Origin of the sequence: Pseudomonas sp. URMO17WK12:I9 (genome assembly GCF_900230165.1) — a bacterium.
Lineage (GTDB): Bacteria > Pseudomonadota > Gammaproteobacteria > Pseudomonadales > Pseudomonadaceae > Aquipseudomonas > Aquipseudomonas fulva.
In genome coordinates this window covers 1-26,801 of record NZ_OCMQ01000013.1, presented here as the reverse complement: position 1 = coordinate 26,801, position 26,801 = coordinate 1, and the positions used below count along the sequence as shown (strand labels likewise).

The window sequence follows — 26,801 nt, the reverse complement described above, 5'->3', positions numbered from 1 at the left end:
CAGGGGAAACGACTGCATGCAACCTGAGTAGTCATCTTCCGCGGCGGCACATCATCGCGCGTGATGTTCTGGCACAGGTCCGTCCGGGCCTCGATAGGGGTGCGCAACACGGGGGTGCTACGCGGGTGGCCTATAGTCGTGAGCGAAATGAGGGAAGTCAATCACCCTGTTACCGCATTGTTACGATCAGAGTGTTACTGGCGTTACTGCCTTAACGAACGGCCGGTTACAGGCGTTCGAGGCCAATGCAAGGGCAGGCGGCGAGCAGCTGGGACAATTGGCGGCCATCGGCAAGCCGGAAGTCTGCAGGTACCAGTTCGGCCAGCGGATAAAGCACGAAGGGCCTGGCATGCATGTGGTAGTGCGGTACCTGCAGGCGCGGCAGGTCCAGCACCTGGTCGCCGTACAGCAGGATGTCCAGGTCGAGGGTGCGCGGCCCCCAGCGTTCCTTGCGCACCCGGCCCTGGTCGTTTTCGATGGCCTGCAAGGCATCGAGCAGGTCAAGTGGCGCCAAGGCGCTGTCGAGCGCGGCGACCGCATTGGTGTAGCGGGGCTGACCCGGCAGTAGCGAATCGCTGGTATACAGCGCCGAAGCAGCCACCAGTCGCGTTGCCTGGACCTGATCGAGGGCGTCCAGGGCGCTGCGCAACTGCTCGGCCGGGGCATCCAGATTGCTGCCCAAGCCGACGTACACGCGGATGCTCACTCGAAGGCCTCTTCACCACCGCGCTTGCGCTTGCTGTTGCTGCGCTTGCGTTTGCGGGACGCACCGCCTTCATCACGGCTGCCCAGGTCGCGAATCATGTCGCGGCGCTCGCTGTCATTGGCTTCCTGATACTCGGTCCACCACTGGCCAAGGTCATCGGTTTCTTCGCCAGCGCTTTCGCGCAGCAGCAGGAAATCGTAACCGGCACGGAAGCGCGGATTGTCCAGCAGCATGTCGGCGCGTTTACCGCTGCGGCGCGGCAGGCGTTCCTGCATATCCCAGATTTCGCGGATCGGCAGCGTGAAGCGCTTGGGGATGGCGATGCGCGCGCATTGCTCGGCGATCAGGTCATGGGCTGCGCCGTTCATGGCCGGAATCGGTGGCACCCCTTGGTTCTGCAGGTGCAGAACGCGTGCTGGCAGGGCAGGCCACAACAGGGCTGCGAACATGAAGGCAGGCGTTACCGGCTTGCCTTGCTTGACGCGCAGGTCCGTGTTGCTCAGCGCCTGGCTGATCAGCGTGTGGGTATAAGTGGGGCGGTCTTCCAGCGCCTGGGCACTGGCGGGGAACAGGGGTTCGAACAGCTGCAGGTCGACCAGCATTTCGAACACCATGGCGCCCTGGCCCGAAAGGAACAGCTTCAGGCTCTCTTCGAACAGCCGCGCCGGCGGTATTTCGCGTAGCAACGGCGCCAGTTCGCGGATCGGCTGTACGGTGTGCTTTTCGATACCGAAGTCGAGCTTGGCTGCGAAACGCACCGCACGCAGCATGCGTACTGGGTCTTCCTGGTAGCGATGGGTAGGATCGCCGATCAGGCGCAACAGGCGATTGCGCACATCGTGCACGCCGTTGGCGTAATCGAGGATGCGCTCGCTGACCGGATCGTAATACAGCGCGTTGATGGTGAAGTCGCGGCGCTGCGCGTCTTCTTCCAAGGTGCCATATACGTTGTCGCGCAAGATTCGCCCGCTGGCATTATGGGACGAGCGGTGGCTGTCGCCCTGATCGTCCTCGGAGTGAGGGGCGCGGAAGGTGGCGACTTCAATGATTTCACGGCCGAAATGCACGTGAACCAACTTGAAGCGGCGGCCGATGATCCGCGCGTTACGGAACTCGGCGCGTACCTGTTCGGGGGTGGCGCTGGTGGCCACGTCGAAGTCTTTCGGCGTGATGCCCAGCATCAGGTCGCGGACACAACCACCGACTAGATAAGCCTGGTAACCGGCGCTCTGCAGGCGCTCCACGATGTTTACCGCATGGCGGCTGAACTGGTGGCGCTGCAGCGAATGCTGGCTTTTGTTGATCACCTCGGGCGTGGTACGCCGGTGGTGCTGGCCCGGTACGGGCGGGCGGAACGACTGGAACAGCTTCTTCAGCATGGGATGCACTGTTTGAAGGAATGTTCGGCCAAGAATATGAGAATGGCCGCATGATAGGCGGGGATTCTAGCATTTACTCGCGGGATGGTGTAGGCGGTCGCAGAATGCCTGCCCAAAGGCAGAAACGACAAGGGGAGCCTAAGCTCCCCAAGAAGTCGTTGCGTGTGCTCTTATTGTTTTTTTTGCGGGCTTCTTGTTTTTGTTGAGCGCCCTGCCACTAAGCGCGAAGCTTGTGGACGACCCCCAAGCCAGGGGTAAAGAGCAAACGGATTGCTTTGGCCGCTGATGTCACGTTGATCGTCGATCCATCCAGTTCAGGTGCTGCTTTTTAGTGCAGTTTTTGTTGTTCTCTGCCTGGGTGTGGGGCAAGCCCCAAACATGCATCCTCTCCAAAAGAATCAGTTAGCTGCGCCTCCGCCGTCTTGTTCTTATTGTGCGTGAGTCGTTTCGTCTTGTTCTTATTGTGGGTTGCAGTGCTTGTTATTGTTTTTGTACTAAGCATATAGCAGAAGGCGTGCCAACTTTGGCTGGCCCAGCAAATCCGGGGGTTTGGTCATTTCTGCAGGGTTGCATCCCAGGGGCGCAACGTGTTTTTCGTTACCGTTTGCCTCGGTAACTGTTACGTGCCAGCAGGCAGGTAACAGATTTTTGCAGAGGGGGAGGGTGCGGGGAATGGGTTTGAGCCCTATTACGAGGAAGGGCTTTGCAGGGTGACCGAAGACGGGCAGGAGATGACGCCTGCCCGGTTGAATCAGTTCTCGCTGGTGGCGTTGGTTTTACGGCGTGGAATACCCAGGCGCTGCCTGCGCTCCCAAAGGCATTTACGGCTGACGCCCAGCTTGCGTGCCAGCTCGGTCTCCGTCATGTGGTCCTGATGCTCCAACACGAAATGCTGGAAGTAGTCCTCCAGCGACAGGTCTTCGGTCGGCTCATGACTGGCCGTGGCGGCACCGGCCACGGTCAGCGTACTGTCGAGCAGCTCGTCCTCGTCCAGCTCGCTGAGCTCGATGTCGATGCCCAACAGCTCCGCCGAAATTTCCGGGCTCTCGCTCAGGATCACCGCGCGCTCCACGGCGTTTTCCAGTTCTCGCACGTTGCCGGGCCAGCTGTAGTGACGAATGGCCTGCTCTGCCTCGGAAGAGAAGTGCAGATCGTCGCGCCCGATCCGCGCGCACTGGCGGGCCAGGAAGGCACTGGCAATTTCGTTCACATCGCTGCCACGCTCGCGCAGGGCAGGTAGCTTGAGCGCGATCACGTGCAAGCGGTAATACAAGTCTTCACGGAACTGACCGGCCTTGGCCAGGTTTTTCAGGTCTCGGTGAGTGGCCGCGATCAGGCGCACGTCGACCTTTTGCGACTGCACCGAACCCACCCGGCGAATTTCCCCTTCCTGAAGCACGCGCAACAGGCGCGCCTGAGCTTCGAGTGGCAGTTCGCCGATCTCGTCAAGGAACAAGGTGCCGCCGTCAGCAGCCTCCACCAGCCCGGCCCGGCCTGCGCTGGCGCCGGTAAAGGCGCCCTTTTCGTGACCGAACAGCTCGGACTCGATGAGCGTTTCGGGAATCGCCGCGCAGTTGACCGAAATCATCGGTGCCTTGGCCCGCCGAGACAGGTTGTGCAGCGCGCGGGCGACCAGTTCCTTGCCGGTGCCTGATTCACCCTGGATCAGCACATTGGAATCGGTAGGGGCGACCTTGCGGATCTTGTTGAACATGTCCTGCATGGGGGCGCAGGAACCGATGATGCCGATATCTCCGTTGGTCGCCGGTGCGCTGGCTTTGTCCGCCGGGGCAGACTTGCCGGAAACCGGGCGTGGCTCAGGGGCTGCGGGAGGCGCGCTTGGCCGATCACGCAGGATGCGCGCAACCGCCTGGAGCATCTCATCATGATCGAACGGCTTGGCGATGTAGTCGACCGCGCCCATTTTCATCGAGTCCACGGCCGAGCGCAGGCTGGCGTAGCTGGTCATGATCAGCACAGGCCTGCCCTCGCCGAGCTTGATCAACTCGGTGCCAGGGGCACCCGGCAGGCGCAGGTCGCTGACGATCAGGTCGAAGGTCGCAATGCTGAAGCGTTCCTGTGCTTCCTGCACCGAGCCGGCTTCGCTGACCTGGTACTGGTTCCGTTCGAGCAGGCGTCGCAGGGCCGAGCGGATGATGGTTTCGTCTTCGACGATCAGAATATGCGGCATTGATTCAATTCTCTCGACGGTCTCGATTTTCAGGGGACGTCGCTACGACATGCCGGGGCAGGGTCACGCGGATCCGTGTGCCACGTTGCCGTTCGATATCGGCCGGGCTGTCGATGGTGATTTGTCCATAATGCTCTTCCACGATGGAATAGACCAGCGCAAGGCCCAGCCCGGTTCCCTCGCCAGGGTCCTTGGTGGTGAAGAAGGGTTCGAACAAGCGATCCATGATGTTCTTCGGAATGCCGCTGCCCTCATCCTCCACGATCAGGTCGACCGTGTGCTCGCAGCCCACGGTGCGCACGCGGATCGCGCTGCCGGGTGGGGAAGCGTCCCGCGCATTGGACAGCAGGTTGATCAGCACCTGGGCCAGGCGCTGCGGGTCGCCCTCTGCCCAGTGGTCGGGGTCGCACAGGTTGAAGAACTGCACGTCGAAGTTGCGCCGATTCAAGGCCAGCAGGCCAATGGCGTCCTGGGCCACTTCGGCCAGGCACACGGGTTCTTCGCTGTTCTGATGACTGCCGCCTGCATGGGCGAAGCTCATCAGCGACTGTACGATGCGCGACACCCGCTTGGTCTGTTCGAGGATCTGGCTGGACAGCTCGATGATTTCCCCATCCCCTTCGCGCTCCTCGCGAAGGTTCTGCGCAAGGCAGGCGATGCCGGTGATCGGGTTGCCGATCTCGTGGGCCACACCCGCCGCCAGGCGACCGATGCTGGCCAGGCGTTCGGAGTGCACCAGCTTGTCTTCCAGGGCCTGGGTGTCGGTCAGGTCTTCCACCAGCAGCACCAGGCCACTGTTGCCTGGGGCCAGCGGTTCGTCGATGGCGGCCTTGTGCAGGTTCAGCCAGCGCGGCTGGCCGTCCAGGGCCAGGCGCTGCTTGTGCAAGTGTTCATCCGGCACATTGATGAAGCCCTGCAGCAGGCCCCGCCAGGGTTCGGCAATGGTGATCAGGCGCGAACCGACCACGTGCTTGGCCGCAATGCCGGTCAGCTCTTCCATGGCCTTGTTCCACATGAGGATTTCCTGGTCCTTGGCCAGGGAACATACCCCCATCGGCAGCTCCTGAAGCGTCTGGCGGTGATAGCGGCGCAACGCGTCGAGTTCGGCAGCCAGGCCGGTCAGGCGCGAGTGGTAGTCTTCCAACCGGCTTTCGATGAAGTGGATGTCTTCGGTCACATAGTTTTCATTGCCCGACTTGTAGGGCAGGAAGGTCTCCACCATGTCCTGGGCCACGCTTGGGCCCATCAGGCCGGACAGGTTGGCCTCGATGCGGTCGCGCAACCGACGCAGGGCGTAGGGGCGCCGCTCGTCGAAGGGCAGATACAGGTCGCGCAGGGCTTGCTCCACTTCTTTCTGCGCGGCCTTGGCGCCCAGTGGCTTGGCCAACTGGGTGGCGAACTCCTGTGGCGAGGCGGCGTGCAGTTCGCGGCGCTGGGGACGGCGGACGTTGTCGACGGCGCAGGCTTCGGCCGCGGCCACCTCTTCGTTGCTGGCATTGGTGAACAAGGAGATCAAGGTGAACAGCAGCACGTTGGCGGCCAGCGATGCAATGGCTGCCATGTGCCAGCTGGTGTCGTCGAGCACGTAGATCATGTCCAGCAAGGGGATGTAGAAACCCTGCAGGTTACCCAGCAGCGGCAGCAGCATGGTGCCCATCCACACCAGGGTGCCCGCCACTAAGCCGGCAATGAACCCCCGCCTATTCGCCGTGGGCCAGTACAGCACCGACAGGACCCCTGGCAGGAACTGCAAGGTGGCCACGAACGCGACGATGCCCAGGTTGGCCAGGCTCTGGTGGTTGCTCTGGGTGAGGTAGAACATGAAGCCGGCGGTGATGATGGCCACGATCAAGGCCCGGCGCGTCCACTTCAGCCAGCGGTAGATGTTGCCCTCGGCAGGCGGCTGGTACAGCGGCAGGACCAGGTGATTGAGCGCCATGCCCGAGAGGGCGAGGGTGGTCACGATGATCAACCCGCTGGCTGCCGAAAGCCCGCCGACATAGGCCAGCAGGGCCAAGGCCTGGTTGTTGGCCGCGATGCCCAACCCCAAGGTGAAGTATTCCGGGTTGGTACTGGCGCCCAGGCGCAAGCCGGCCCACAGCACCAGGGGCACGGCCAGGCTCATCAGCAGCAGGAACAGCGGCAGCCCCCAGCTGGCGCTGACCAGCGAACGCGGGTTGAGGTTTTCGGTGAACGCCATGTGGTACATGTGCGGCATGACGATCGCCGAGGCGAAGAACACCAGCAGCAAGGTGCGCCACGGGCCTTCCTGCAAGGGCGTGTGCAGGGCCGCGAGCGCCGTCTGGTTCTGCAGCAGCCAGACCTCCAGGCCGTGGGGCCCGCCAAAGACACCATACAGGGCATAAAGGCCGATGCCGCCCAGGGAGATGAGCTTGATCACCGACTCGAAGGCGATGGCGAAGACCAGCCCCTCGTGCTTCTCACGGGTAGCGATGTGCCTTGAACCGAAGAAGATGGTGAACAGGATGATGAGGGCACAGAAGGCGAACGCTACCCGGGCCTTGACCGGCTCCCCGGTGAGGATGCTGATGGAGTCGGCCACGGCCTGGATCTGCAGGGCAAGCAGCGGCAACACCCCGATCAGCATGATCACCGTGGTCAGAGCCCCGGCCCAGGTGCTGCGAAAGCGAAAAGCCAGCAGATCGGCCAGGGACGATAGCTGGTAGGTCCGGGTGATCTTCAGGATCGGATACAGCAACACCGGTGCCAGCAGGAACGCCCCGGATACCCCCAGGTAACAGGCCAGAAAGCCGTAGCCGTACTGGTAGGCCAGCCCGACCGATCCGTAGAACGCCCAGGCGCTGGCATAAACCCCCAGCGACAAGGTGTAGGTAAGGGGGTGGCGGATGATCGAGCGCGGTATCAAGCCGCGTTCGCTGACCCAGGCCACGCCGAACAGCACCAGCAGGTAGCCGGCACTGATCAGGATCATCTGGGTCAGGCTAAAGCTCATCGGCATCTCGTTGGCTCTGCAGGATGAAAGTGACGACGATCAGGATGAGCCAGAGCAGGTACGGGCGGTACCAGGCTCCGGTGGGCTCGATCCACCAGTCCATGATGGCCGGGGAGAACAGGTAGATCCCCACGACCAGAAGCAGGACCAAACGATAGATGTACATGCGGGCCTCGACGGTTGGGCGCTGCGGGTGTGGATCTATTATTGGCGCATATGGCGTGGCGGATGCTAGCGGGAATCGGCAGCGTTGGCCAAGGGTTTGAATTTCATGGCCTTTTGATTCAGGTTGGCGGGTTATCGAAACCCGGCCTAGCGCAAGTCGGCCTCAGGGACCGTGGTGCGCTGGGCAATGCGTTCGGGCCGCCACTGCGCACGTGCCAGGGCCAGCACTTCGGTCGGGGTGGCACTTGCGAGCTGCGCGGGCGTGTCCTGGCCCAGTGCCCTGAGCGCGCGCAGCAGCAGCGGGGTGGCCTGGTCGGCCTGCAAGGGCGGGGAGCGGTACGACTTGCCCAGCTTGTGGCCGTCAGGCTGGACGATCAGCGGGACATGCAGGTAGCGCGGCTGCGTGAAGCCGAGCAACTCCTGCAGGTACAGTTGACGGGGAGTGTTGTCGAGCAAGTCGGCGCCGCGCACGATGTCGGTGATGCCTTGCCAGGCGTCATCGAGCACCACCGCCAACTGATAGGCATAGAGCCCGTCGCGGCGCTGAATGACGAAGTCGCCGACGTCGCGGCCCAGGTGCTGCTGGTACTCGCCTTGTACCCGGTCGGTGAAGCGGTAGGTCAGCTCCGGTACCCGGATACGAATCGCCGCACCTTCGCGGGCGTGCCCGGCGTTGCGACAAAAGCCGGGGTAGATGCCGCCGTACGCTTCCAGCTGCTTGCGCGAACAGGTGCAGGCGTATGCCAGGCCCATGTTGAACAGGCGGTCGACCACGCTGGCATAGACATCAAAGCGCAGGCTCTGGAAAGCCACTTCGCCATCCCATTCCAGGCCGTAGCGCTCCAGGGTTTGCAGGATGGCATCGCGCGCGCCGGGCATTTCCCGTGGCGGGTCGGTGTCCTCCATGCGCAGCAGCCAACGCCCGCCCACGGCTCGGGCGTCCAGCCAGGACGCCAGGGCGGCTACCAGGGAGCCAAAATGCAGGAAACCGCTGGGGGTGGGGGCAAAGCGGCCGATGTAACGGGACTGGGTCATGATCGGGCAGGGTATATAAATGAAGCGGGGCGCATGATGCGCCCCGTTTGGAGAAGAAGACGATCAGCCTTTGCCGACGGTCTTTTCTTTCTTCTCGGCAATTTCCTTGCAGTCAAAGCACAGGTCGGCGGTAGGACGGGCCTCCAGACGGCGCAAGCCAATCTCGATCCCGCAGGAATCGCACCAGCCGTATTCTTCGTCCTGAATCTTTTGCAGGGTCTTGTCGATTTTCTTGATCAGCTTGCGCTCGCGGTCGCGGTTGCGCAGCTCGAGGGCGAATTCTTCTTCCTGGCTGGCACGGTCGGCCGGGTCGGGGAAGTTCGCCGCTTCGTCCTTCATGTGGTCCACGGTGCGGTCCACGCTCTGCATGAGCTCGCCTTTCCAGGCATTGAGAAGCTTGGTGAAGTGCTTCTTCATGGGCTCACCCATGTATTCTTCGCCCTTGGTCTCTTGATAGGGCTCGACACCGTACATGGTTTGACCGGTTTTTTGCTTTTCTACGGTGGACATGAATAGACCGCCTCTCACTCATCTGATCCTATGCGCAGGATGCTCCATCTCCGGCGACCGCCGGCCCTGCGACTGCGAGCCGCCGAACTTACCAGATAGATCGGGGGTGCGCTAGCCCGCCCGATCCTGCTTACTGACACCGGCGCGAACCGTACGTTCGATTGCGCGCAAGGGTAGAATCCCAAGTTTAGACCCGATTGAGAGAAGGACATGGCCCAACCCTACAGTGCGCGCAGTCGCGCCATCGAACCCTTCCATGTCATGGCGCTGCTGGCGCGTGCCAATGAGCTGCAGGCAGCCGGGCATGACGTGATCCACCTCGAGATCGGCGAGCCGGACTTCACCACGGCGGCGCCCATCGTTGCCGCTGGGCAAGCCGCGCTTGCCGAAGGCCACACCCGGTACACGGCCGCCCGTGGTCTGCCGGCACTGCGCCAGGCAATCGCCGGTTTCTATGGTCAGCGCTACGGCCTTGACGTCGATCCGGAGCGCATCCTGATCACGCCAGGTGGTTCCGGGGCGCTGCTGCTGGCCAGCAGCCTGCTGGTCGATCCCGGCAAGCATTGGCTGCTGGCCGACCCGGGCTACCCGTGCAATCGCCACTTCTTGCGCCTGATCGAGGGCGGGGCGCAGTTGGTGCCCGTAGGGCCTGAGGTGAACTATCAGCTCGATGCAGAGCTGGTGCACAAACACTGGAATGCCGATACGGTCGGCGCCTTGGTGGCATCACCTGCCAACCCGACGGGGACGGTGCTGGGGCGCGAGGCGTTGGCCAGCCTTGCCCAAGCCACGCGCGCCCGCGCCGGTCACCTGGTCGTGGACGAGATCTACCACGGCCTGACCTATGGCATGGATGCGCCCAGCGTGCTCGAGGTGGACGATTCGGCCTTTGTGCTAAATAGCTTTTCCAAATATTTCGGCATGACCGGTTGGCGCCTGGGTTGGTTGGTGGCACCCGAAGATGCGGTGGCTGACCTTGAGAAATTGGCGCAAAACCTCTACATCAGCGCACCCAGCATGGCCCAGCACGCCGCGCTGGCCTGCTTCCAGCCGGAGGCGCTCGGGATCTTCGAGACGCGCCGGGCAGAATTTGCCAAACGCCGTGATTACCTGCTGCCAGCCCTGCGCAGCCTGGGTTTCAAGATTGCCGTGGAGCCCCAGGGCGCGTTTTATCTGTACGCCGATATCAGCGCATTCGGGGGTGATGCCTTCGGCTTCTGCCGACATTTCCTGGAAACCGAGCACGTGGCGTTTACCCCTGGGCTGGACTTTGGTCGCCACCTGGCCGGCCATCATGTGCGCTTCGCCTACACCCAAAGCCTGCCGCGCCTGGAGCAAGCGGTCCAGCGGATTGCCCGTGGCCTGCAGAGCTGGCAGGGCTGATGCGCTTTTCTCCTGCCCTTGAACAAGGTCGGCTGCTGCGCCGGTACAAGCGCTTTCTGGCCGACATCGAACTGGCCACTGGCGAGCAGCTGACCATCCATTGCCCCAACACCGGCTCCATGCTCAATTGCATGCGCGAGGGTGGCCTGGTGTGGTTCAGTCGCTCAAGTGACCCGAAACGCAAACTGCCAGGCACCTGGGAAATCAGCGAAACCCCGCAAGGTAGGCTGGCGTGCGTCAACACCGGCCGCGCCAACGCATTGGTGGAGGAGGCGCTGCGGGCGGGGATCATCACCGAACTGGCAGGTTTCACTGCACTCAAGCGGGAGGTGGCCTACGGTGAAGAAGGCAGTCGCATCGATTTTCGTCTGGAATTCGACGGTGCACCGGCTTACGTGGAAGTGAAAAGCGTAACCCTGGGTTACGCCGACAGCACCACGGCGGCGTTCCCGGACGCCGTCACCCAGCGCGGTGCCAAGCACCTGCGCGAGCTGGCCAAGCTGGCGCGTCAAGGCATACGGGCGGTTCAGCTGTATTGCGTGAACCTGACGGGTATCGAGGCCGTACGACCGGCCGATGAGATCGACATGGCCTATGCCCAAGCGCTGAAGGTGGCGGCGGCCGAGGGGGTCGAAGTGCTGGCCTATGGAACCCGGCTGGATGCCGAGGGCATCGTCATTGACCGGCGCCTGCCGGTGATCCTCACGCCTTGAGCCAGATGCCCTGACTGTCTTCGAGGCAGTCCAGGGCCTGCAACGACTCGCCTTCGCAAGGCCCGGACACACATTCGCCCGTCTCGATCAAAAAGAGTGCGCCGTGGTGGCTACAGTGAATAAGGCTGTTGCTGCCGTCCAGAAAACGTTCCTGCGGCCCGTTCAATGCAATGCCACGGTGCGGGCAGCGGTTGCGGTAGAGGTAGACGCTGCCTTGGCGGCGAACGCCCAGCAGGAGAACGCCGTCTACATCGAACGGGCGGCTCTGGCCTTCGGGCAAGCTGTGGGAGGGGCAAAGAAAGTGCATGGCAGGCCTGACTCTTGGAACGGTGGTCGACTTGACGCGTCAATGCGAACAATTATCAAATGGCTGTCATTCGCTGCGCCTGGCGTTGCATGGTGCGCAGTTCTGCCGCCTGCTACAAGGTGTGGGGGCCAATCCAATAAAGGAAATCCAATGATGCGTCGCCTTGCCGCCGTGCTTGTTCTTGCCGCCTGCCCACTGCTCTGCACCAAGGCCCTGGCAGCCGAACAGTCAAGCCGTTGGGTCAGTGCTGGCGGTGCCTTGAGCGAGTGGGTGGTCGCGTTGGGCGCTGAGCGGCGGTTGGTCGGCGTCGATACCACCAGCCAACACCCAGCCTCCTTGAAAGCACTGCCCAGTATTGGTTATCAGCGCCAGTTGTCCGCCGAAGGCATTCTGAGCCTGCGCCCTGACAGGTTGATAGGTACGGATGAAATGGGCCCACCGCCGGTGTTGGCACAGATCACCAGGGCCGGCGTGCCCGTCGAGGTGTTCTCCAGCCAGCCCGATATCGATGCCCTCGGGCAGACCCTCAAGCGCCTGGGCGATCTGCTTGGGGCCCAGGCGCAGGCCGCACGTGCGACTGAAGACTTTCGCCATCAGCTCGATGAACTGCACGACAAGGTACGCCAGGCACAAGCCGAGCAGCCCGCGCCCGGCGTGGTGTTGCTCGTGGGGCATGCCGGTGCCAAGCCGCTGTTGGCAGGTACCGGCACGGCAGGGGATTGGGTCTTGCAGCAGGCCGGGGGACGTAACCTTGCAACCCATCAGGGCTACAAGGACTTTTCCAGCGAGGCGCTCGCGGCGCTGGACCCGGACGTCATCGTGTTCTCGGACCGCGTGCTCACCGATCAAGCAGCCTTGCAGGCACTGTTGAAGGAAAACCCTGCACTGGCCGCCTCGCGTGCAGTGCACGATCAGCGCCTGGTTCAGCTTGACCCGACCTTGCTGGTCGGTGGGCTGGGGCCGCGCTTGCCAGCCACGCTTAGGGTGCTGGCCGCTGCGTTCTATCCGTCGGCCACTATCCGCTTCGCGCCATGAGGCCACGGGTTCGACCGCGCACGTTGTTCATCTGGCTGGGCTGTGCATGCGTGCTCGCCATCCTGCTTTCCTTGTCGCTGGGGCCCGTGAGTCTGCCGCTGACCGATACCCTGCAGGCCAGCTTGCGGCTTTTGGGTGTACCGCTTGCAGCAGAGGGTTTGCAGCAGGCGCAGATGATCATTGGCCAGATCCGCCTCCCGCGAACGCTACTGGGGCTGGCTGTGGGCGCGGTGCTGGCCTTGTCGGGGGTGGCCATGCAGGGTTTGTTTCGCAACCCGCTGGCAGACCCTGGGCTGGTAGGCGTGGCGGCCGGTGCGGCGGTTGGCGCCGCAGTCGCGATCGTTGGGAGTCAATGGCTGGGTAACATACCCGAGGGTTTGTCACCGTATCTGTTGTCGCTGTGTGCGTTTCTGGGCGGACTGGGTGTGACCGCGCTGGTATACCGGCTAGGCAGGCGCGACGGGCAGACCAATGTGGCCACCATGCTGCTGGCCGGGGTGGCCATGACCGCACTGGGCGGCGCGACCGTGGGGCTCTTCAGCTACCTGGCAGATGACGCCACCCTGCGCACCTTGACGTTCTGGAACCTGGGCAGCCTCAATGGCGCAAGTTACGCGCGGATCTGGCCTCTGCTGCTGGTCGCGACGGGCGTTTCGCTCTGGCTACCTCGCCGGGCGAGGGCGCTCAACGTGCTGATGCTGGGGGAGTCCGAAGCCCGCCATCTGGGTATCGACGTCGAGCGCCTGAAGCGCGAGTTGGTGTTCTGCACGGCATTGGGCGTCGGGGCGGCGGTGGCCGCAGCCGGCTTGATCGGTTTCATCGGCCTGGTGGTGCCGCATTTGGTGCGAATGCTGGCCGGCCCTGACCACCGGGTGGTATTGCCTGCCTCGTTGTTGGCAGGTGGCGCTTTGATGCTGATGGCCGATCTGGTGGCGCGGCTGCTGCTGGCCCCTGCCGAGCTTCCCATTGGTATCGTCACCGCTTTCATTGGCGCGCCGTTTTTCCTGTACCTGCTGATCCGAGGGCGCGCGTGATGCTGCAAACCGAAGGCCTCTACCTGCGCCGTGGTCAACAGGACGTTCTGCGGGGTATCGATCTGCAGCTACCGCCTGGGCAGATCGTCGGTGTATTGGGCCCGAATGGTGCGGGCAAAAGCAGTCTACTGGGAGCGCTCAGTGGCGAACTCGTGCCTGCGCAGGGGCGAGTGACACTGCAAGGGCGACCGCTTTCGGGCTGGGCCGGCCCCGAGCGCGCGCAGCGATTGGCGGTGTTGCCACAGGTGGCCAGCCTCGGTTTTGCGTTCCAGGTGCAGGACGTCGTGGGGATGGGGCGCATGCCGCATGCCACAGGGCGCCTGCGTGACGCACAGATTGTGGAGGCGGCATTGCAGGCAGCAGATGCAGCCCACCTTGCACAGCGCAGTTACCTGGCGCTGTCGGGTGGCGAGCGCCAGCGGGTGCACCTGGCACGGGTGATGGCGCAGTTGTGGCCGGGCGAAGAGGGCGTGACGTTGTTGCTCGACGAGCCCACCTCCATGCTCGACCCGCTGCACCAGCACACGACCCTGGAGGCGGTGCGTCGTTTCGCGGATCGTGGCGCTGCCGTTTTGCTCATTCTGCATGACCTTAACCTGGCAGCGCGGTTCTGTGACCAGATCCTGTTGCTGGAACAGGGGCGCAGTTACGCCTTGGCCAGCCCTGCCCGTGTGCTCACACCAAAGGCGCTCAAGGCCGTCTTCGGAATCGACGTCATCGTGCAGGCGCACCCTGAGCGTGGGCATCCGTTGGTCATCGCCCGCTGAAAGAGAAGCAGGCGTGTTCAAGACGTCGGTCAGGTACTCGACCTGAACAGCCAGGCAAAAAAAGACCCGGCAAAGTGCCGGGTCAATAACCGTGATTAGCCTGATGAGGAGATAATCTGAGAGTCCGAACCAAGGGCTCTGAGGCTATCCAACCAGTCTCGCGACCAGTTGTGATAATCATAACGATTCTCATTCATGGGTCAATAGCTTATTACACTTTATTTTTGCCTCGCGCCGAGTGGCGGCTTCCAGCAGCTCGAGCAGTGCCGTCTTGCGCGGGTGCGGCAGCGCTCTCCAGGCAACATCCAGCAGGGCGCCTTCGATGGCGAACAGCAGTACCTTGGTAGCGCGAAAACCGCGAGCCTTCACCGTCAAGTAGGCCTGGACTGCGCCAAGGCGGCGCAGATCCGACGGGGTTTGCACGCCGGCGGCCTTAAGCCACTGGACTGACGTCTTGCCAAGGTTTTTCAGGCATTGCAGATCCTCGGTCATCACGCCTCCTTGCGATGGTTGAGGAAAGAGCGCATGGCGCTGGAGCAAGTGTAGCGGGGCCCTACACGTGCGCGGCCTTTTGACAAGGCCGCAGGTCGGAGGCGCGTCGCTTGAAACGGCGTCTTGCCGCTTCAGGTATCAGAGCCCTGGCAGGCGCTGACGGATTTGCTCGATGACATGGTCCATGCTGCTGCTCGCCTGGGTGTCTACCGGCGTGCTCAAGGCGACTTCCTCGGCAGCCAACGGCTCACGGCTTGCCTGTTGGGCCTGAACGACCTCCAGGGTGGCATCCGACGGATCCTGGTTCTGCGCCTGGCGTTGCTGCAGCCAGCTGTTGATCACGGCATCCGGGGCATGGCAATCGAGGATCAGGAAGGGGACGCCTGTTTGGCTCGCGACGTCGGCGGCGGCTTGGCGCTGTGCATGCTTGAGGTAGGTGGCGTCGAGTACCACCGGCAAGCCTGCCCGCAGCACGGTACCTGCAATCTGGTGAAGGCGCTGGTAAGTGGCTGCACTGGCCTCTTGGTCGTAGATGCCTGCGCTCAACTGGCCTGTCGTGTCTTGCGCCTGTTCGCCGAACAGACGTTTGCGTTCCACATCCGAGCGCACGCGCACGGCGCCCAGCGCTTCGACCAGACGCATGGCGACATGGCTCTTGCCGACTGCCGAAACCCCATGGGTAATGGCCAGCAGGCGTGAAGGAATGGCGCTGTAGCTTTCTGCGAGATTGGCGTAGTTGCGGTAGGTACGCAGGGTCGTGGCCTTCTGTACGCCATCGGCGTCGGCAGGCATGCTGAACAGCGCGACCTTGGCACGCACCAGGGCGCGGTAGGCCTTGTAGAAGTTGAGCAACTCCAGCCCTTCATAGTCGCCGGTCAGTTCCAGGTACTGGCTGATGAAACGCCGGGCCAGGCACTTGAGCCCGCGGTCCTCCAGGTCCATGGCCAGGAAGCCGGTATCGGCATAGACGTCGGTCAGGCGGAAGGGCTCATTGAATTCGATGCAATCGAAGATCACCACCTGGCCATCGATCAGGGTCGCGTTGCCCAGGTGAATGTCGCCGTGGCATTCGCGAATGAAACCTTCGGCCTTGCGGCGTTCGAGCAGCCCATGCAAGCGGTCGAAACTGCTGCGCGCCCAAGCTTGCAGGGCGTCGAGCTGTTGCAGGTCGGCCTTGTCGCTCAGAAACGGACGGATCTGTTCGAAGTTCTGCTCCACCGGTGCCATCACGCTTTCTGGCGTACCCAGCGGGTGCTCCACCGGCACGCGAGGCGCCTGCATGTGGAACTCGGCGATCTGGCGGGCCATCTGGTCGACATGGGCAGCGGTCAGCTTACCGTTGGCCTGGAGAGTTGACAGCATCTGTCCCTGTGGGAATTGGCGCATTTTCAAAGCGAATTCGATGGCCTGGCCCTCTCCACCGATCTGCGGGGCGTCGGCGGTGCCGGTGATTGGCAGCACCTCCAGGTACAGACCGTCGGTCAGGCGCTGATTCAGGCGCAGTTCTTCGTTGCAGAAGTGCTGGCGCTGATCCAGGTGGGTGAAGTCGAGGAAGCCGAAGTTCATCGGCTTCTTGATCTTGTAGGCATACTCACCCGTGAGCAATACCCAGGAGATATGCGTCTCGATGAGGTGGAACCCATCCACGGGGTGGGGGTACAGGGCAGGGTTCTGCAACGCAGTGATGAGGGCTTGGCTCACGGGAAATCCTTCCGGGGGCAGGGAATTCGAATCGGCCATTATGGTCAATGGTGCCGTCCCTGCCTACCGCCGGGCCGCCTGCCCAGCCTCAGTAAAGTGCGTATAATCCGCCGCCATGACTCGATCTCGAAATTCCCGTACCCCCAAAAAACGCCCGACCTGCCGCTCCCGTGCCTGGCTGGGCTGGGCTTTGAAGCTCAGCCTGGTCGGCTTGGTGATCATCGCTGGCTTCGCGGTCTACCTCGATGCCGTCGTGCAGGAAAAGTTTTCCGGCAAGCGCTGGACTATCCCCGCCAAGGTGTATGCCAGGCCGCTGGAGCTGTTCACCGGCCAGAAACTGAGCAAGAACGACTTCCTCACCGAACTCGACGCGCTGGGTTATCGCCGTGAAAGTGCCGCCAATGGGCCAGGCGCGGCAGCGGTGAACGGCAACACGGTGGACCTCAATACACGTGGGTTCCAGTTCTATGAGGGCATGGAGCCTGCCCAGTTCGTCCGTGTACGGTTCTCCGGCGATTACGTGGCGGGACTGGCGGGCGCCGACGGCAAGGCCTTGGATGTGGTGCGGCTGGAGCCGCTGATGATCGGCGGCATCTACCCCAAGAACCTGGAGGATCGCATCCTGATCAAGATCGACCAGGTGCCCAAGTACCTGCTCGAAACCCTTGTGGCCACCGAAGACCGCGATTTCTACAGTCACTTGGGCGTGTCGCCCAAATCCATCGCCCGGGCCATGTGGGTCAATACCTCGTCCGGATCGATGCGCCAGGGTGGCAGTACCCTGACCCAGCAGTTGGTCAAGAATTTCTACCTCACCAGTGAGCGCAGCCTGAGCCGCAAGCTGACCGAGGCGATGATGGCGGTATTGCTGGAACTGCATTACGACAAGCGCGAAATCCTGGAGGCCTACCTTAACGAGGTGTTCGTCGGCCAGGACGGTCAGCGTGCCGTGCACGGTTTCGGCCTGGCCAGCCAGTTCTTCTTCAGCCAGCCGTTGTCCGAGCTCAAGCTGCATCAAATTGCGTTGCTGGTCGGCATGGTCAAGGGCCCGTCCTACTACAACCCGCGCCGTTACCCGGAACGTGCGTTGGCCAGGCGTAACCTGGTACTGGACCTGGTCGCCGAGCAGGGTGTGGCCAGCCAGGCCGAAGTGGATGCGGCGAAGAAGATGCCGCTGGGCGTCACCAAGCGCGGCAGTCTGGCCGACAGTTCGTTCCCGGCCTTCCTCGACCTGGTCAAGCGCCAGCTGCGTCAGGACTACCGCGACGAAGACTTGACCGAAGAAGGGCTGCGCATTTTCACCAGCTTCGACCCGATCCTGCAGATGAAAGCCGAAACCTCGATGAACGAGACGTTCAAGCGCCTGGCCGGGCGCAAGGGCGCCGACGAGGTGGAATCGGCGATGGTCGTGACCAACCCGGAGACCGGCGAGGTGCAGGCACTGATCGGCAGCCGCCAGTCGGGCTTTGCCGGCTTCAACCGAGCCATCGATGCCGTGCGCCCGATTGGTTCCCTGGTCAAGCCGGCGGTGTACCTGACGGCCCTCGAGCAGCCGAGCAAGTACACCCTGACCAGCTGGGTGCAGGACGAACCGTTCTCGGTCAAGGCTGCCAACGGACAGGTATGGCGCCCGCAGAACTACGACAGGCGTTCGCACGGCACCATCTACCTGTACCAGGGGCTGGCGCACTCGTACAACCTCTCCACCGCCAAGCTCGGCCTGGAAGTGGGTGTGCCGAACGTGATCAAGACCATCGGGCGCCTGGGTGTGGATGTGGACTGGCCGGCGTTCCCATCGATGTTGCTGGGTGCAGGCGGGATGTCGCCGATGCAGGTCGCGACCATGTACCAGACCCTGGCCAACGGCGGCTTCAACACGCCGATGCGCGGTATTCGCAGTGTACTGACAGCCGAAGGCGAACCGCTCAAGCGCTACCCGTTCCAGATCCAGCAGACGTTCGACCCGGCGGCCATCTACCTGGTCCAGAACGCCATGCAGCGGGTCATGCGTGAAGGCACCGGGCGCTCGGTATACAACACCTTGCCGCGCACCCTCACCCTGGCGGGCAAGACCGGTACCAGCAACGATTCACGTGACAGCTGGTTCTCAGGCTTCAGCCAGGACCTGCTGGCAGTGGTCTGGATGGGCCGCGACGACAACGGTAAAACGCCCTTCACCGGCGCTACCGGCGCGCTGCAGGTGTGGACCAGCTTCATGAAAAAAGCCGACCCACTGCCGCTCGACATGCCCCAGCCCGACAACGTTGTGCAGGCCTGGATCGATCCGTACAGCGGCCAGGGGTCTGACAGCAGCTGTCCGGGCGCCGTGCAGATGCCGTATATTCGCGGGAGTGAACCGCCTGCCGGCGCGACCTGTGGCGGCGAGCAGAATCCAGCTGAATCGGTCATGGACTGGGTCAAGGGCTGGATGAATTAAGCACAGGCTGCATTGAAGAGGTGTGACGTGAACAAGTGGCTGTTTCCTGCCGTGACGGCGCTGGTGGTGCTCCAGGGGTGCTCCAGCGTGCCTCGCGGCAATATACCGGTGGTCGACTCCAGTACCCGCGTGTCCAACAGCGAGCGCGTCACGGCCAAGCGCCAGGCCCCTGGCATCAACGCCGGCACGCCCCAGGCGCAGACCCTGCCGGAGGATTCCGGCGTCACGGTGATGATTCCCCAGGGGGCCGGGGCGTCCGGCATCCAGACGTTCCCTGCTGGCAATGGCGCGGCGCCTATCAGCACGACGCCGATCACCACCGAGCCGGTTAACGCCCAACCGATTACCACTGACCCTAACCCCATTGCCGACGAGCCTTTCGATATCGCGTCAATGAACAGCGCATCGGCCCCCAAGGCCAACAGCGCGCCTACCGGCATTCCGCGTAGCGGCGCTGGCGGCGGGTTGTCCGCTGACGAACAGCTCGATGGGCCGGTGCTGGCACTGCTGACCACCGCCCAGACGCAGCAGGGCAGCGGCGATTTCAACGGCGCGGCGTCGAGCCTGGAGCGGGCCCAGCGGATCGCACCGCGCGAGCCGCAGGTGCTCTACCGGTTGGCGCAGGTAAGGCTGTCCCAAGGCGACGCCCCACAGGCCGAGCAGTTGGCGCGCCGTGCGCTGACCTATGCCAATGGTCGTCCGAGCTTGCAGGCCGAGTTGTGGAATACGATCGCCCAGGCGCGTGAAAAGCAAGGCGACAGTGCCGGGGCAGCGCAGGCACGGCAAAAGGCACGGGTGAGCTCGTGACGGTGGAACCGCGGGTACTGGCCATTGCCGATCACCTGATGCTGATCGAGCGTGAGTTGCAGGTGCAAGGTTGGTGGGACGACGAGGCGCCTGACGACGATGCCCTGGAGAGCACGGTGCCCTTTGCGGTCGACACCTTGCGTTTCGAGCAGTGGCTGCAGTGGATTTTTCTGCCGCGCATGAAGATCATCATCGAGTTGGGGCATCCATTGCCCAACGCGTCGGGGATCCTCACCATGGCTGAAACCGTGTTCGTGAACCGGCCGGAGCAGAGCCGGGAGCTGCGCCGACTGTTGGCAGCATTCGACCAATTGATCGCCCCGACCGCCTGATTTCTTCCAATTTTCCTTCAAGGGCCGCAGATTGTGGCCCTTTTTTACGGAAATCTTAATTTTCCTGCTGCTTTAGTGATTTTTAGTGGTGCCAGGAATTCATCTTGGCTGAAAATTGGCAATAATTTTTCTTGACTTGTCGCCGCCAAATCACAAGAATCCAACTTCCGCTGTAGTGGGACTGCCAGAAGCAGACCCGCTAAGCAGATCATGAGGCGCACACCCGCGCCGACCTGTTACACCCCGCAACGCGTTACCTCGCGCTGGGTGGGAAACCCCCGCAACACTCTGGGGAGCTCCCAATACTTGCTCAGTCAGTGCTGACGTTCGCTCATGCTCTGCTTGGCAGTAAACCTATTAAGACCCGCCTGTTGGGGCGGTATTCTGGCGTTTTAGAGGTGAACAACGTGGAGCTTTTATCTGGCGCTGAGATGGTCGTCCGCTTCTTGCGTGACGAAGGCGTTAAGCACATCTACGGGTACCCTGGTGGTGCTCTCCTGCACGTCTACGACGCGCTGTTCAAGGAACCGGAAGTCGAGCACATCCTGGTTCGCCACGAACAGGCGGCGACTCACATGGCCGACGGCTACGCCCGCGCTACCGGCAAGGCCGGCGTGGTGCTGGTGACGTCCGGCCCGGGTGCGACCAATGCCATCACGGGCATTGCCACTGCCTACATGGACTCCATTCCGATGGTCATTCTGTCCGGCCAGGTGCCTAGCACCATGGTAGGTACCGATGCCTTCCAGGAAACCGACATGATCGGTATCTCCCGGCCTATCGTGAAGCACAGCTTCATGATCAAGAACCCGACCGAGATTCCGGAAATCCTGAAAAAAGCGTTCTACCTGGCGCAATCCGGCCGCCCAGGCCCGGTGGTGGTCGATATCCCCAAGGACATGACCAACCCGGCTGAAAAATTCGAGTACGTGTATCCCAAGAAGGTCAAGCTGCGCTCCTACAGCCCGGCCGTGCGCGGTCATTCCGGGCAGATTCGCAAGGCAGCAGAAATGCTGCTGGCTGCCAAGCGCCCAATCGTCTACGCCGGCGGCGGCGTGATCCTGGGTGGTGGATCCGAGTCCCTGACCGAGATCGCCAAGTCGCTGAACTTGCCCGTCACCAATACCCTCATGGGGTTGGGCTGCTTCCCGGGTACCGATCGCCAGTTCCTTGGCATGCTGGGCATGCATGGCAGCTTCACCGCCAACATGGCCATGCACAACGCCGATGTCATCTTCGCCGTAGGCGCGCGTTTCGACGACCGTGTGGTCAACGGCCCGGCCAAGTTCTGCCCGAACGCCAAGATCATCCACATCGACATCGACCCGGCGTCGATCTCCAAGATGATCAAGGCCGACGTACCGATCGTTGGCCCAGTGGACAGCGTGTTGTCCGAGATGATCGGCATTCTCAAGGAAATCGGCGAGCAGCCTGAGAAGGCGTCGCTGGATGCCTGGTGGAAGCAGATCGACGAATGGCGTGGCAATGGCGAGCTGTTCCCTTATGACAAGGGCGACGGCAATGTCATCAAGCCGCAGAAAGTCATCGAGACCCTGTGCGAAGTTACCAACGGCGATGCCTTTGTGACCTCGGACGTGGGCCAGCACCAGATGTTCGCTGCCCAGTACTACCGCTTCAACAAACCCAACCGCTGGATCAACTCCGGTGGCCTGGGCACCATGGGCTTCGGCTTCCCGGCAGCGATGGGCATCAAGCTCAATTTCCCGGACCAGGACGTGGCCTGTGTAACCGGTGAAGGCAGCATCCAGATGAACATCCAGGAGCTGTCGACCTGCATGCAGTACGGCCTGCCGGTCAAGATCGTCAACATGAACAACGGTGTGCTGGGCATGGTTCGCCAGTGGCAGGACATGGCCTACAACGGCCGTCACTCGCACTCTTATGTCGAGTCGCTGCCCGACTTCATCAAGCTGGCCGAGGCCTATGGCCATGTGGGTATCCGCATTACCAGCCTGAAGGACCTCAAGCCCAAGCTCGAGGAAGCCTTCGCGATGAAGGATCGCCTAGTGTTCATCGACATCGCGGTTGACCGTAGCGAGCATGTCTATCCGATGCAGATCAAGGACGGTTCGATGCGTGACATGTGGCTGAGCAAGACGGAGCGTACCTGATATGCGGCACATCATCTCCCTGCTGCTGGAAAACGAACCGGGTGCCTTGTCCCGTGTGGTCGGCCTGTTCTCCCAGCGCAACTACAACATTGAAAGCCTGACCGTGGCGCCGACTGAAGACCCGACCCTGTCGCGTCTGACGTTGACCACCGTTGGCCATGACGAAGTGATCGAACAGATCACCAAGAACCTGAACAAGCTGGTCGAAGTGGTCAAGCTTGTCGACCTGTCGGAAAGCGCTCATATCGAACGCGAGCTGATGTTGGTCAAGGTCAAGGCCACCGGTGCCCAGCGTGCCGAGATCAAGCGCACCACGGATATCTTCCGTGGCCAGATCGTCGATGTGACCGCCAGCGTGTACACCGTGCAACTGAGCGGCACCAGCGACAAGCTGGACAGCTTCATCCAGGCCATCGGCACCGCATCGATTCTCGAAACCGTGCGCAGCGGCGTTACCGGCATTGCCCGTGGCGACAAAGTGCTCAGCATCTGAATTCAACAATAAATTAGCGATGGCTCCTTTGGGGCCGGGATATAACCAGGGGTATTTCATGAAAGTTTTCTACGATAAAGACTGCGACCTTTCCATCATCCAAGGTAAGAAAGTCGCCATCATCGGCTACGGCTCCCAAGGCCACGCTCAGGCGTGCAACCTGAAAGACTCCGGTGTGGACGTCACTATCGGTCTGCGTAAAGGTTCGGCCACCGTTGCCAAGGCAGAAGCCCACGGCCTGAAAGTGACCGACGTAGCCTCGGCGGTCGCCGCTGCCGACCTGGTCATGATCCTGACCCCGGACGAATTCCAGGGCCAGCTGTACAAGCAGGAAATCGAACCGAACATCAAGAAGGGCGCTACCCTGGCGTTCTCCCATGGCTTCGCGATTCACTACAACCAGGTGGTTCCACGCGGCGACCTCGACGTGATCATGATCGCACCGAAAGCCCCGGGTCACACCGTGCGCTCCGAGTTCGTCAAAGGTGGCGGTATCCCTGACCTGATCGCCATCTATCAGGATGCTTCTGGCAATGCCAAGAACGTTGCCCTGTCCTACGCCTCGGGTGTGGGTGGTGGCCGTACCGGTATCATCGAAACCACCTTCAAGGACGAGACCGAAACCGACCTGTTCGGCGAGCAGGCCGTGCTGTGTGGCGGTACCGTCGAACTGGTCAAGGCTGGTTTCGAGACTCTGGTCGAAGCGGGCTATGCCCCTGAAATGGCCTACTTCGAGTGCTTGCACGAGCTGAAGCTGATCGTTGACCTCATGTACGAAGGCGGTATCGCCAACATGAACTACTCGATCTCCAACAACGCCGAATACGGCGAGTACGTGACCGGTCCGGAAGTCATCAACGAAGAATCCCGTAAAGCCATGCGCAATGCACTCAAGCGCATCCAGGACGGCGAGTACGCGAAGATGTTCATCTCCGAAGGTGCTACCAACTACCCATCGATGACCGCCAAGCGCCGTAACAACGCCGCGCACGGCATCGAAGTCATCGGCGAGAAACTGCGTTCGATGATGCCGTGGATCTCGGCCAACAAGATTGTCGACAAGACCAAGAACTAAGGTTCGTCGAACGATGAAAAACGCGGCTTAGGCCGCGTTTTTTCGTTCTGGCAGCCAGCTTCTGGTATAAAGCAGACCAGTGGCCCGCCGTCAGAACCTGTTTAGCGGGCCCGTGTCGAACTTTTTCCATCCTGTTGCAAGGTACCCTCCATGAGCGAACGTCCCGAAGAGCCGAACAAGCCCTCCGACGCCGAAAGCCTGCTACCTGTCGATGAGCACATTGAAGAGGGGCATGACGACGAAGGGCGCAAGGTGCGTCATCGCGGCATTTATCTGCTGCCCAACCTGTTCACCACCGCGAACCTGTTCGCCGGTTTCTATTCCATCATCAGTTCGATGAACGCGCAGAGTGCCCTGAGCGCTGGCGATCCACGCGAAGCGAGCAAGTATTTTGCCTTTGCTGCCATCGCCATCTTCGTGGCCATGGTGCTCGATGGCCTCGATGGCCGGGTGGCGCGCATGACCAATACCCAGAGCGCCTTCGGCGCCGAGTACGACTCGCTGTCGGACATGGTCGCCTTCGGCGTGGCCCCGGCCCTGCTGGCCTTTGGCTGGGCGCTGGGTGACATGGGCAAGGTCGGCTGGATGGTGGCCTTCATTTATGTGGCCGGTGCTGCGCTTCGCCTGGCGCGTTTCAATACACAGGTGGGAACCGCCGACAAACGCTATTTCATCGGCTTGGCCAGCCCGGCTGCGGCCGGTGTGGTAGCCGGTACCGTATGGGCGTTCAGCGACTATGGCATCCAGGGCTCGAAGCTCTCGTTCCTGGTGGCGCTGTTGGTGGCGGCTGCGGGCATGCTGATGGTCAGCAACATCAAGTACAACAGTTTCAAGGAGCTTGACCTCAAGGGGCGTGTACCTTTCGTGGCGATCCTTGCCGTGGTGCTGGTGTTCGCGGTGGTCTTCAGCGATCCACCGCGCATTCTGCTGCTGGCCTTCCTGGCCTATGCGGCTTCCGGCCCCATTCAGTTCCTGCTGCGCTCGCGTCGCCGAAAAGGGTGATAATCGCTTAATTGTGGAATAACCCTCCGGCTCCATAGTCTTACTGGTACATCCGTTATCCAGTGCTGTGGAGCCGCTCATGCTTATCAAGCTTTCCAGGTCTTCCGAATGCAAGGCGTCGGAGATCACCCCTGAAGGTCTCTATCTCTCGCGCCGCGCCCTGATGGGCGGTTCGCTCGCGGGTCTGGCACTGGGTACGTTGCCAGGCAATGTCCTGGCTGGCGAGCCGTCTCGCTATCCTGACGTACAGGCTGGCAAGGCGCCTGCCTGGTTTGCGGAAAAGCTGCCCGATACCCGCTGGCAGGCGGTGACAGTCCAGAACGAAGCCGTGACCCCCTTCAAGGATGCCACCCACTACAACAACTTCTATGAGTTCGGGCCCGACAAGGGCGACCCGGCTGCCAACGCAGACAGCCTCAAGACCGAACCCTGGAGCGTTGTCATCGATGGGGAAGTGGGTAAACCCGGTCGCTATGCACTGGAGGACTTCGTCAAACCCTACCAACTTGAAGAGCGTGTCTACCGGCTTCGCTGCGTGGAGGCGTGGTCGATGGTCATTCCGTGGCTGGGTTTTCCATTGGCGCACGTGCTCAAGCAGGTCGAGCCCACCTCCAAGGCCCGTTATGTCCGTTTCGAAACGCTCGAGGATCCCAAGAGCATGCCCGGCCAACGTTCTGGCTTTGCATTGATCGATTGGCCTTATGAAGAGGGGCTGCGCCTGGATGAGGCGATGCATCCGTTGGCCATCCTGGCAGTCGGTATGTATGGCCGGGAGCTGCCGAACCAGAACGGGGCGCCGCTCAGGTTGGTCGTGCCTTGGAAGTATGGTTTCAAAAGCATCAAGTCGATCGTGCGCATCAGCCTGGTGGCAGAACAACCGAAAACCACGTGGCAGGGGTTGGCCCCGGACGAGTATGGTTTCTATGCCAATGTGAACCCGACGGTCGATCACCCGCGCTGGAGCCAGGCTCGTGAACGCAGGTTACCTAGCGGGCTGTTCAGTCCCAACGTGCGGGAGACACAGATGTTCAACGGCTATGCCGATGAGGTGGCGTCGCTATATGACGGGCTCGATCTGCGGAAGAACTACTGATGCGATACCCCTGGTTTCGTCTGGGCATATTCATGGCAGGCTGCTTGTTTCCGGCCTGGTGGCTCTATGAGGCCTCGGTCAACCTGTTGGGCCCTGATCCGGGCAAGGTGTTGATGGATCGATTGGGGTTGGGCGCCTTGGTGTTTCTATTGATCAGCCTGTGCATGACGCCATTGCAGCGGGTTACGGGTTGGCCGGGCTGGATCGTGGTGCGACGTCAACTTGGGCTGTGGGTGTTTGCCTACATAGTGTTGCACGTGCTGGCGTATCTGTTCTTTATCCTGGGGTTGGACTGGGGACAGTTGACGGTAGAGCTGCGCAAGCGGCCGTACATCATCGTCGGTGCGCTTGGCTTGCTGGGTTTGCTGGTGTTGGCGGTCACCTCCAATCGCTACAGTCAGCGCCGCCTGGGCGCGCGATGGAAAAAGCTGCACAGGCTGGTCTACGCGGTACTGGGCTTGGGGCTGCTGCATTTCCTATGGATTGTGCGATCTGACCTGCGGGAGTGGGCTGTCTATGCCTTTATTGGGCTGCTATTGATAGTGCTGAGGATACCGGCTGTTGCCCGTTCGCTTCCCCGCGTACACCGCCGACAGGGAAGGTCGGCTTGAGTTGGTATTGGGGTAATAGGTGCTTGTCTCGCGATTTCTGAAAATAGTGGTTGACGCAGTTCCTAATCCGCTTATAATGCGCCCCACTTCCAGCGACATCGGAACGCGAAACTCCTTGAGATTCAATGAGTTAGCTAGTTCGGGTGGTGCTGAAAGGGCTACGATCGAATAGATCGGCGGCGGTTGAGAAGAAGGTTGACAGCGTGTTGAAACGCTGTAGAATTCGCCTCCCGCTACGAGAGATCGAAGCGAGTCAAGTGGTTGAAGTTGAACGAGTTTCTCGAAACAACCTTCAAAATAAACGCTTGACAGGCAATGAGGAAAGCGTAGAATGCGCGCCTCGGTTGAGACGAAACACTCTTAGCCAAACGCTCTTTAACAAATCGAATCAAGCAATTCGTGTGGGTGCTTGTGAGTACGGACTGAT

The 26,801-nt window shown here is 61.7% G+C and carries 24 protein-coding genes; 14 read left to right on the top strand and 10 right to left on the bottom strand.

Features of this window, described 5'->3' with window-relative positions:
- Positions 1-226: 226 nt before the first annotated feature.
- From folK to dksA, 7 genes are all read right to left on the bottom strand, one after another.
- Positions 227-706 (bottom strand): 2-amino-4-hydroxy-6-hydroxymethyldihydropteridine diphosphokinase, encoded by a 480-nt coding sequence (folK, locus tag CRP40_RS19690; protein WP_027915400.1) that lies wholly within the window; start codon positions 704-706, stop codon positions 227-229.
- The gene (locus CRP40_RS19685; RefSeq protein WP_027915399.1) at positions 703-2,085 is read right to left on the bottom strand and encodes a polynucleotide adenylyltransferase PcnB; all 1,383 of its coding nucleotides are present in this window, start codon (positions 2,083-2,085) and stop codon (positions 703-705) included. The genes folK and CRP40_RS19685 overlap by 4 nt, the downstream gene beginning before the upstream one ends.
- A 751-nt stretch (positions 2,086-2,836) precedes the next feature.
- Complete coding sequence (locus CRP40_RS19680) at positions 2,837-4,276, bottom strand: sigma-54 dependent transcriptional regulator (RefSeq protein ID WP_027915398.1); 1,440 nt, start codon at positions 4,274-4,276, stop codon at positions 2,837-2,839.
- Between the two features lie 4 nt (positions 4,277-4,280).
- Entirely contained in the window at positions 4,281-7,256 is a 2,976-nt protein-coding gene (locus CRP40_RS19675; protein WP_027915397.1) for a sensor histidine kinase, read from the bottom strand.
- The gene (locus tag CRP40_RS19670; protein WP_003250005.1) at positions 7,240-7,416 is read right to left on the bottom strand and encodes a hypothetical protein; all 177 of its coding nucleotides are present in this window, start codon (positions 7,414-7,416) and stop codon (positions 7,240-7,242) included. Before CRP40_RS19670 ends, CRP40_RS19675 begins: the two co-directional genes overlap by 17 nt.
- 146 nt (positions 7,417-7,562) lie before the next feature.
- Complete coding sequence (gluQRS, locus tag CRP40_RS19665) at positions 7,563-8,450, bottom strand: tRNA glutamyl-Q(34) synthetase GluQRS (protein ID WP_027915396.1); 888 nt, start codon at positions 8,448-8,450, stop codon at positions 7,563-7,565.
- Positions 8,451-8,513: 63 nt separating this feature from the next.
- Positions 8,514-8,960: an RNA polymerase-binding protein DksA gene (gene dksA / locus CRP40_RS19660; protein ID WP_023533176.1), complete on the bottom strand. Its 447-nt coding sequence runs from the start codon at positions 8,958-8,960 to the stop codon at positions 8,514-8,516.
- 210 nt (positions 8,961-9,170) lie between these two features.
- Between dksA and CRP40_RS19655 the strand changes: the two genes are divergently transcribed.
- Positions 9,171-10,343, top strand: a complete 1,173-nt coding sequence (locus CRP40_RS19655; protein ID WP_027915395.1) for a pyridoxal phosphate-dependent aminotransferase — start codon at positions 9,171-9,173, stop codon at positions 10,341-10,343.
- Positions 10,343-11,056, top strand: a complete 714-nt coding sequence (sfsA, locus tag CRP40_RS19650; RefSeq protein ID WP_027915394.1) for a DNA/RNA nuclease SfsA — start codon at positions 10,343-10,345, stop codon at positions 11,054-11,056. Before CRP40_RS19655 ends, sfsA begins: the two co-directional genes overlap by 1 nt.
- Here sfsA and CRP40_RS19645 read toward each other — a convergent pair.
- Positions 11,046-11,363 (bottom strand): Rieske 2Fe-2S domain-containing protein, encoded by a 318-nt coding sequence (locus tag CRP40_RS19645; RefSeq protein WP_027915393.1) that lies wholly within the window; start codon positions 11,361-11,363, stop codon positions 11,046-11,048. The genes sfsA and CRP40_RS19645 overlap by 11 nt on opposite strands.
- A 150-nt stretch (positions 11,364-11,513) precedes the next feature.
- Here CRP40_RS19645 and CRP40_RS19640 point away from each other — a divergent pair, with 150 nt between their 5' ends.
- Genes CRP40_RS19640 through CRP40_RS19630 form a run of 3 tightly spaced genes read left to right on the top strand, consistent with a single transcriptional unit; the run spans position 11,514 to position 14,199 of the window.
- Complete coding sequence (locus CRP40_RS19640; protein WP_027915392.1) at positions 11,514-12,398, top strand: ABC transporter substrate-binding protein; 885 nt, start codon at positions 11,514-11,516, stop codon at positions 12,396-12,398.
- A 50-nt stretch (positions 12,399-12,448) separates the two neighbouring features.
- Positions 12,449-13,432 carry an iron ABC transporter permease gene (locus CRP40_RS19635; RefSeq protein ID WP_173645898.1) on the top strand — a complete coding sequence of 328 codons (984 nt, stop codon included), beginning with the start codon at positions 12,449-12,451 and terminating at the stop codon, positions 13,430-13,432.
- Complete coding sequence (locus tag CRP40_RS19630) at positions 13,432-14,199, top strand: heme ABC transporter ATP-binding protein (protein ID WP_027915390.1); 768 nt, start codon at positions 13,432-13,434, stop codon at positions 14,197-14,199. Before CRP40_RS19635 ends, CRP40_RS19630 begins: the two co-directional genes overlap by 1 nt.
- A gap of 189 nt (positions 14,200-14,388) precedes the next feature.
- Here the strand turns inward: CRP40_RS19630 and CRP40_RS19625 are convergent, their stop codons facing one another.
- Both CRP40_RS19625 and CRP40_RS19620 read right to left on the bottom strand, forming a co-directional pair.
- The gene (locus CRP40_RS19625) at positions 14,389-14,691 is read right to left on the bottom strand and encodes a TfoX/Sxy family protein (RefSeq protein ID WP_027915389.1); all 303 of its coding nucleotides are present in this window, start codon (positions 14,689-14,691) and stop codon (positions 14,389-14,391) included.
- Between the two features lie 138 nt (positions 14,692-14,829).
- Positions 14,830-16,392, bottom strand: a complete 1,563-nt coding sequence (locus CRP40_RS19620; RefSeq protein WP_027915388.1) for a bifunctional aminoglycoside phosphotransferase/ATP-binding protein — start codon at positions 16,390-16,392, stop codon at positions 14,830-14,832.
- 115 nt (positions 16,393-16,507) lie between these two features.
- Here CRP40_RS19620 and mrcB point away from each other — a divergent pair, with 115 nt between their 5' ends.
- The 9 genes from mrcB (at position 16,508) to msrQ (ending at position 26,374) form a co-directional block, all read left to right on the top strand.
- Positions 16,508-18,829, top strand: a complete 2,322-nt coding sequence (gene mrcB, locus CRP40_RS19615; protein WP_027915387.1) for a penicillin-binding protein 1B — start codon at positions 16,508-16,510, stop codon at positions 18,827-18,829.
- Between the two features lie 27 nt (positions 18,830-18,856).
- Positions 18,857-19,636, top strand: a complete 780-nt coding sequence (locus CRP40_RS19610) for a tetratricopeptide repeat protein (protein WP_027915386.1) — start codon at positions 18,857-18,859, stop codon at positions 19,634-19,636.
- Positions 19,633-19,968, top strand: a complete 336-nt coding sequence (locus CRP40_RS19605) for a YqcC family protein (protein ID WP_033695088.1) — start codon at positions 19,633-19,635, stop codon at positions 19,966-19,968. Before CRP40_RS19610 ends, CRP40_RS19605 begins: the two co-directional genes overlap by 4 nt.
- A 407-nt stretch (positions 19,969-20,375) precedes the next feature.
- Positions 20,376-22,100 carry an acetolactate synthase 3 large subunit gene (locus tag CRP40_RS19600; protein WP_023533127.1) on the top strand — a complete coding sequence of 575 codons (1,725 nt, stop codon included), beginning with the start codon at positions 20,376-20,378 and terminating at the stop codon, positions 22,098-22,100.
- Position 22,101: 1 nt separating this feature from the next.
- Positions 22,102-22,593 (top strand): acetolactate synthase small subunit, encoded by a 492-nt coding sequence (gene ilvN, locus CRP40_RS19595; RefSeq protein ID WP_003250040.1) that lies wholly within the window; start codon positions 22,102-22,104, stop codon positions 22,591-22,593.
- A 58-nt stretch (positions 22,594-22,651) separates the two neighbouring features.
- Positions 22,652-23,668 carry a ketol-acid reductoisomerase gene (gene ilvC, locus CRP40_RS19590; RefSeq protein ID WP_023533144.1) on the top strand — a complete coding sequence of 339 codons (1,017 nt, stop codon included), beginning with the start codon at positions 22,652-22,654 and terminating at the stop codon, positions 23,666-23,668.
- Positions 23,669-23,818: 150 nt separating this feature from the next.
- Complete coding sequence (pssA, locus tag CRP40_RS19585) at positions 23,819-24,670, top strand: CDP-diacylglycerol--serine O-phosphatidyltransferase (RefSeq protein ID WP_023533151.1); 852 nt, start codon at positions 23,819-23,821, stop codon at positions 24,668-24,670.
- Between the two features lie 79 nt (positions 24,671-24,749).
- On the top strand, positions 24,750-25,763 hold the full coding sequence (gene msrP, locus CRP40_RS19580; protein WP_027915385.1) for a protein-methionine-sulfoxide reductase catalytic subunit MsrP: 1,014 nt from the start codon (positions 24,750-24,752) through the stop codon (positions 25,761-25,763).
- On the top strand, positions 25,763-26,374 hold the full coding sequence (gene msrQ / locus CRP40_RS19575; protein ID WP_027915384.1) for a protein-methionine-sulfoxide reductase heme-binding subunit MsrQ: 612 nt from the start codon (positions 25,763-25,765) through the stop codon (positions 26,372-26,374). Before msrP ends, msrQ begins: the two co-directional genes overlap by 1 nt.
- The last annotated feature ends 427 nt before the right edge of the window (positions 26,375-26,801 follow it).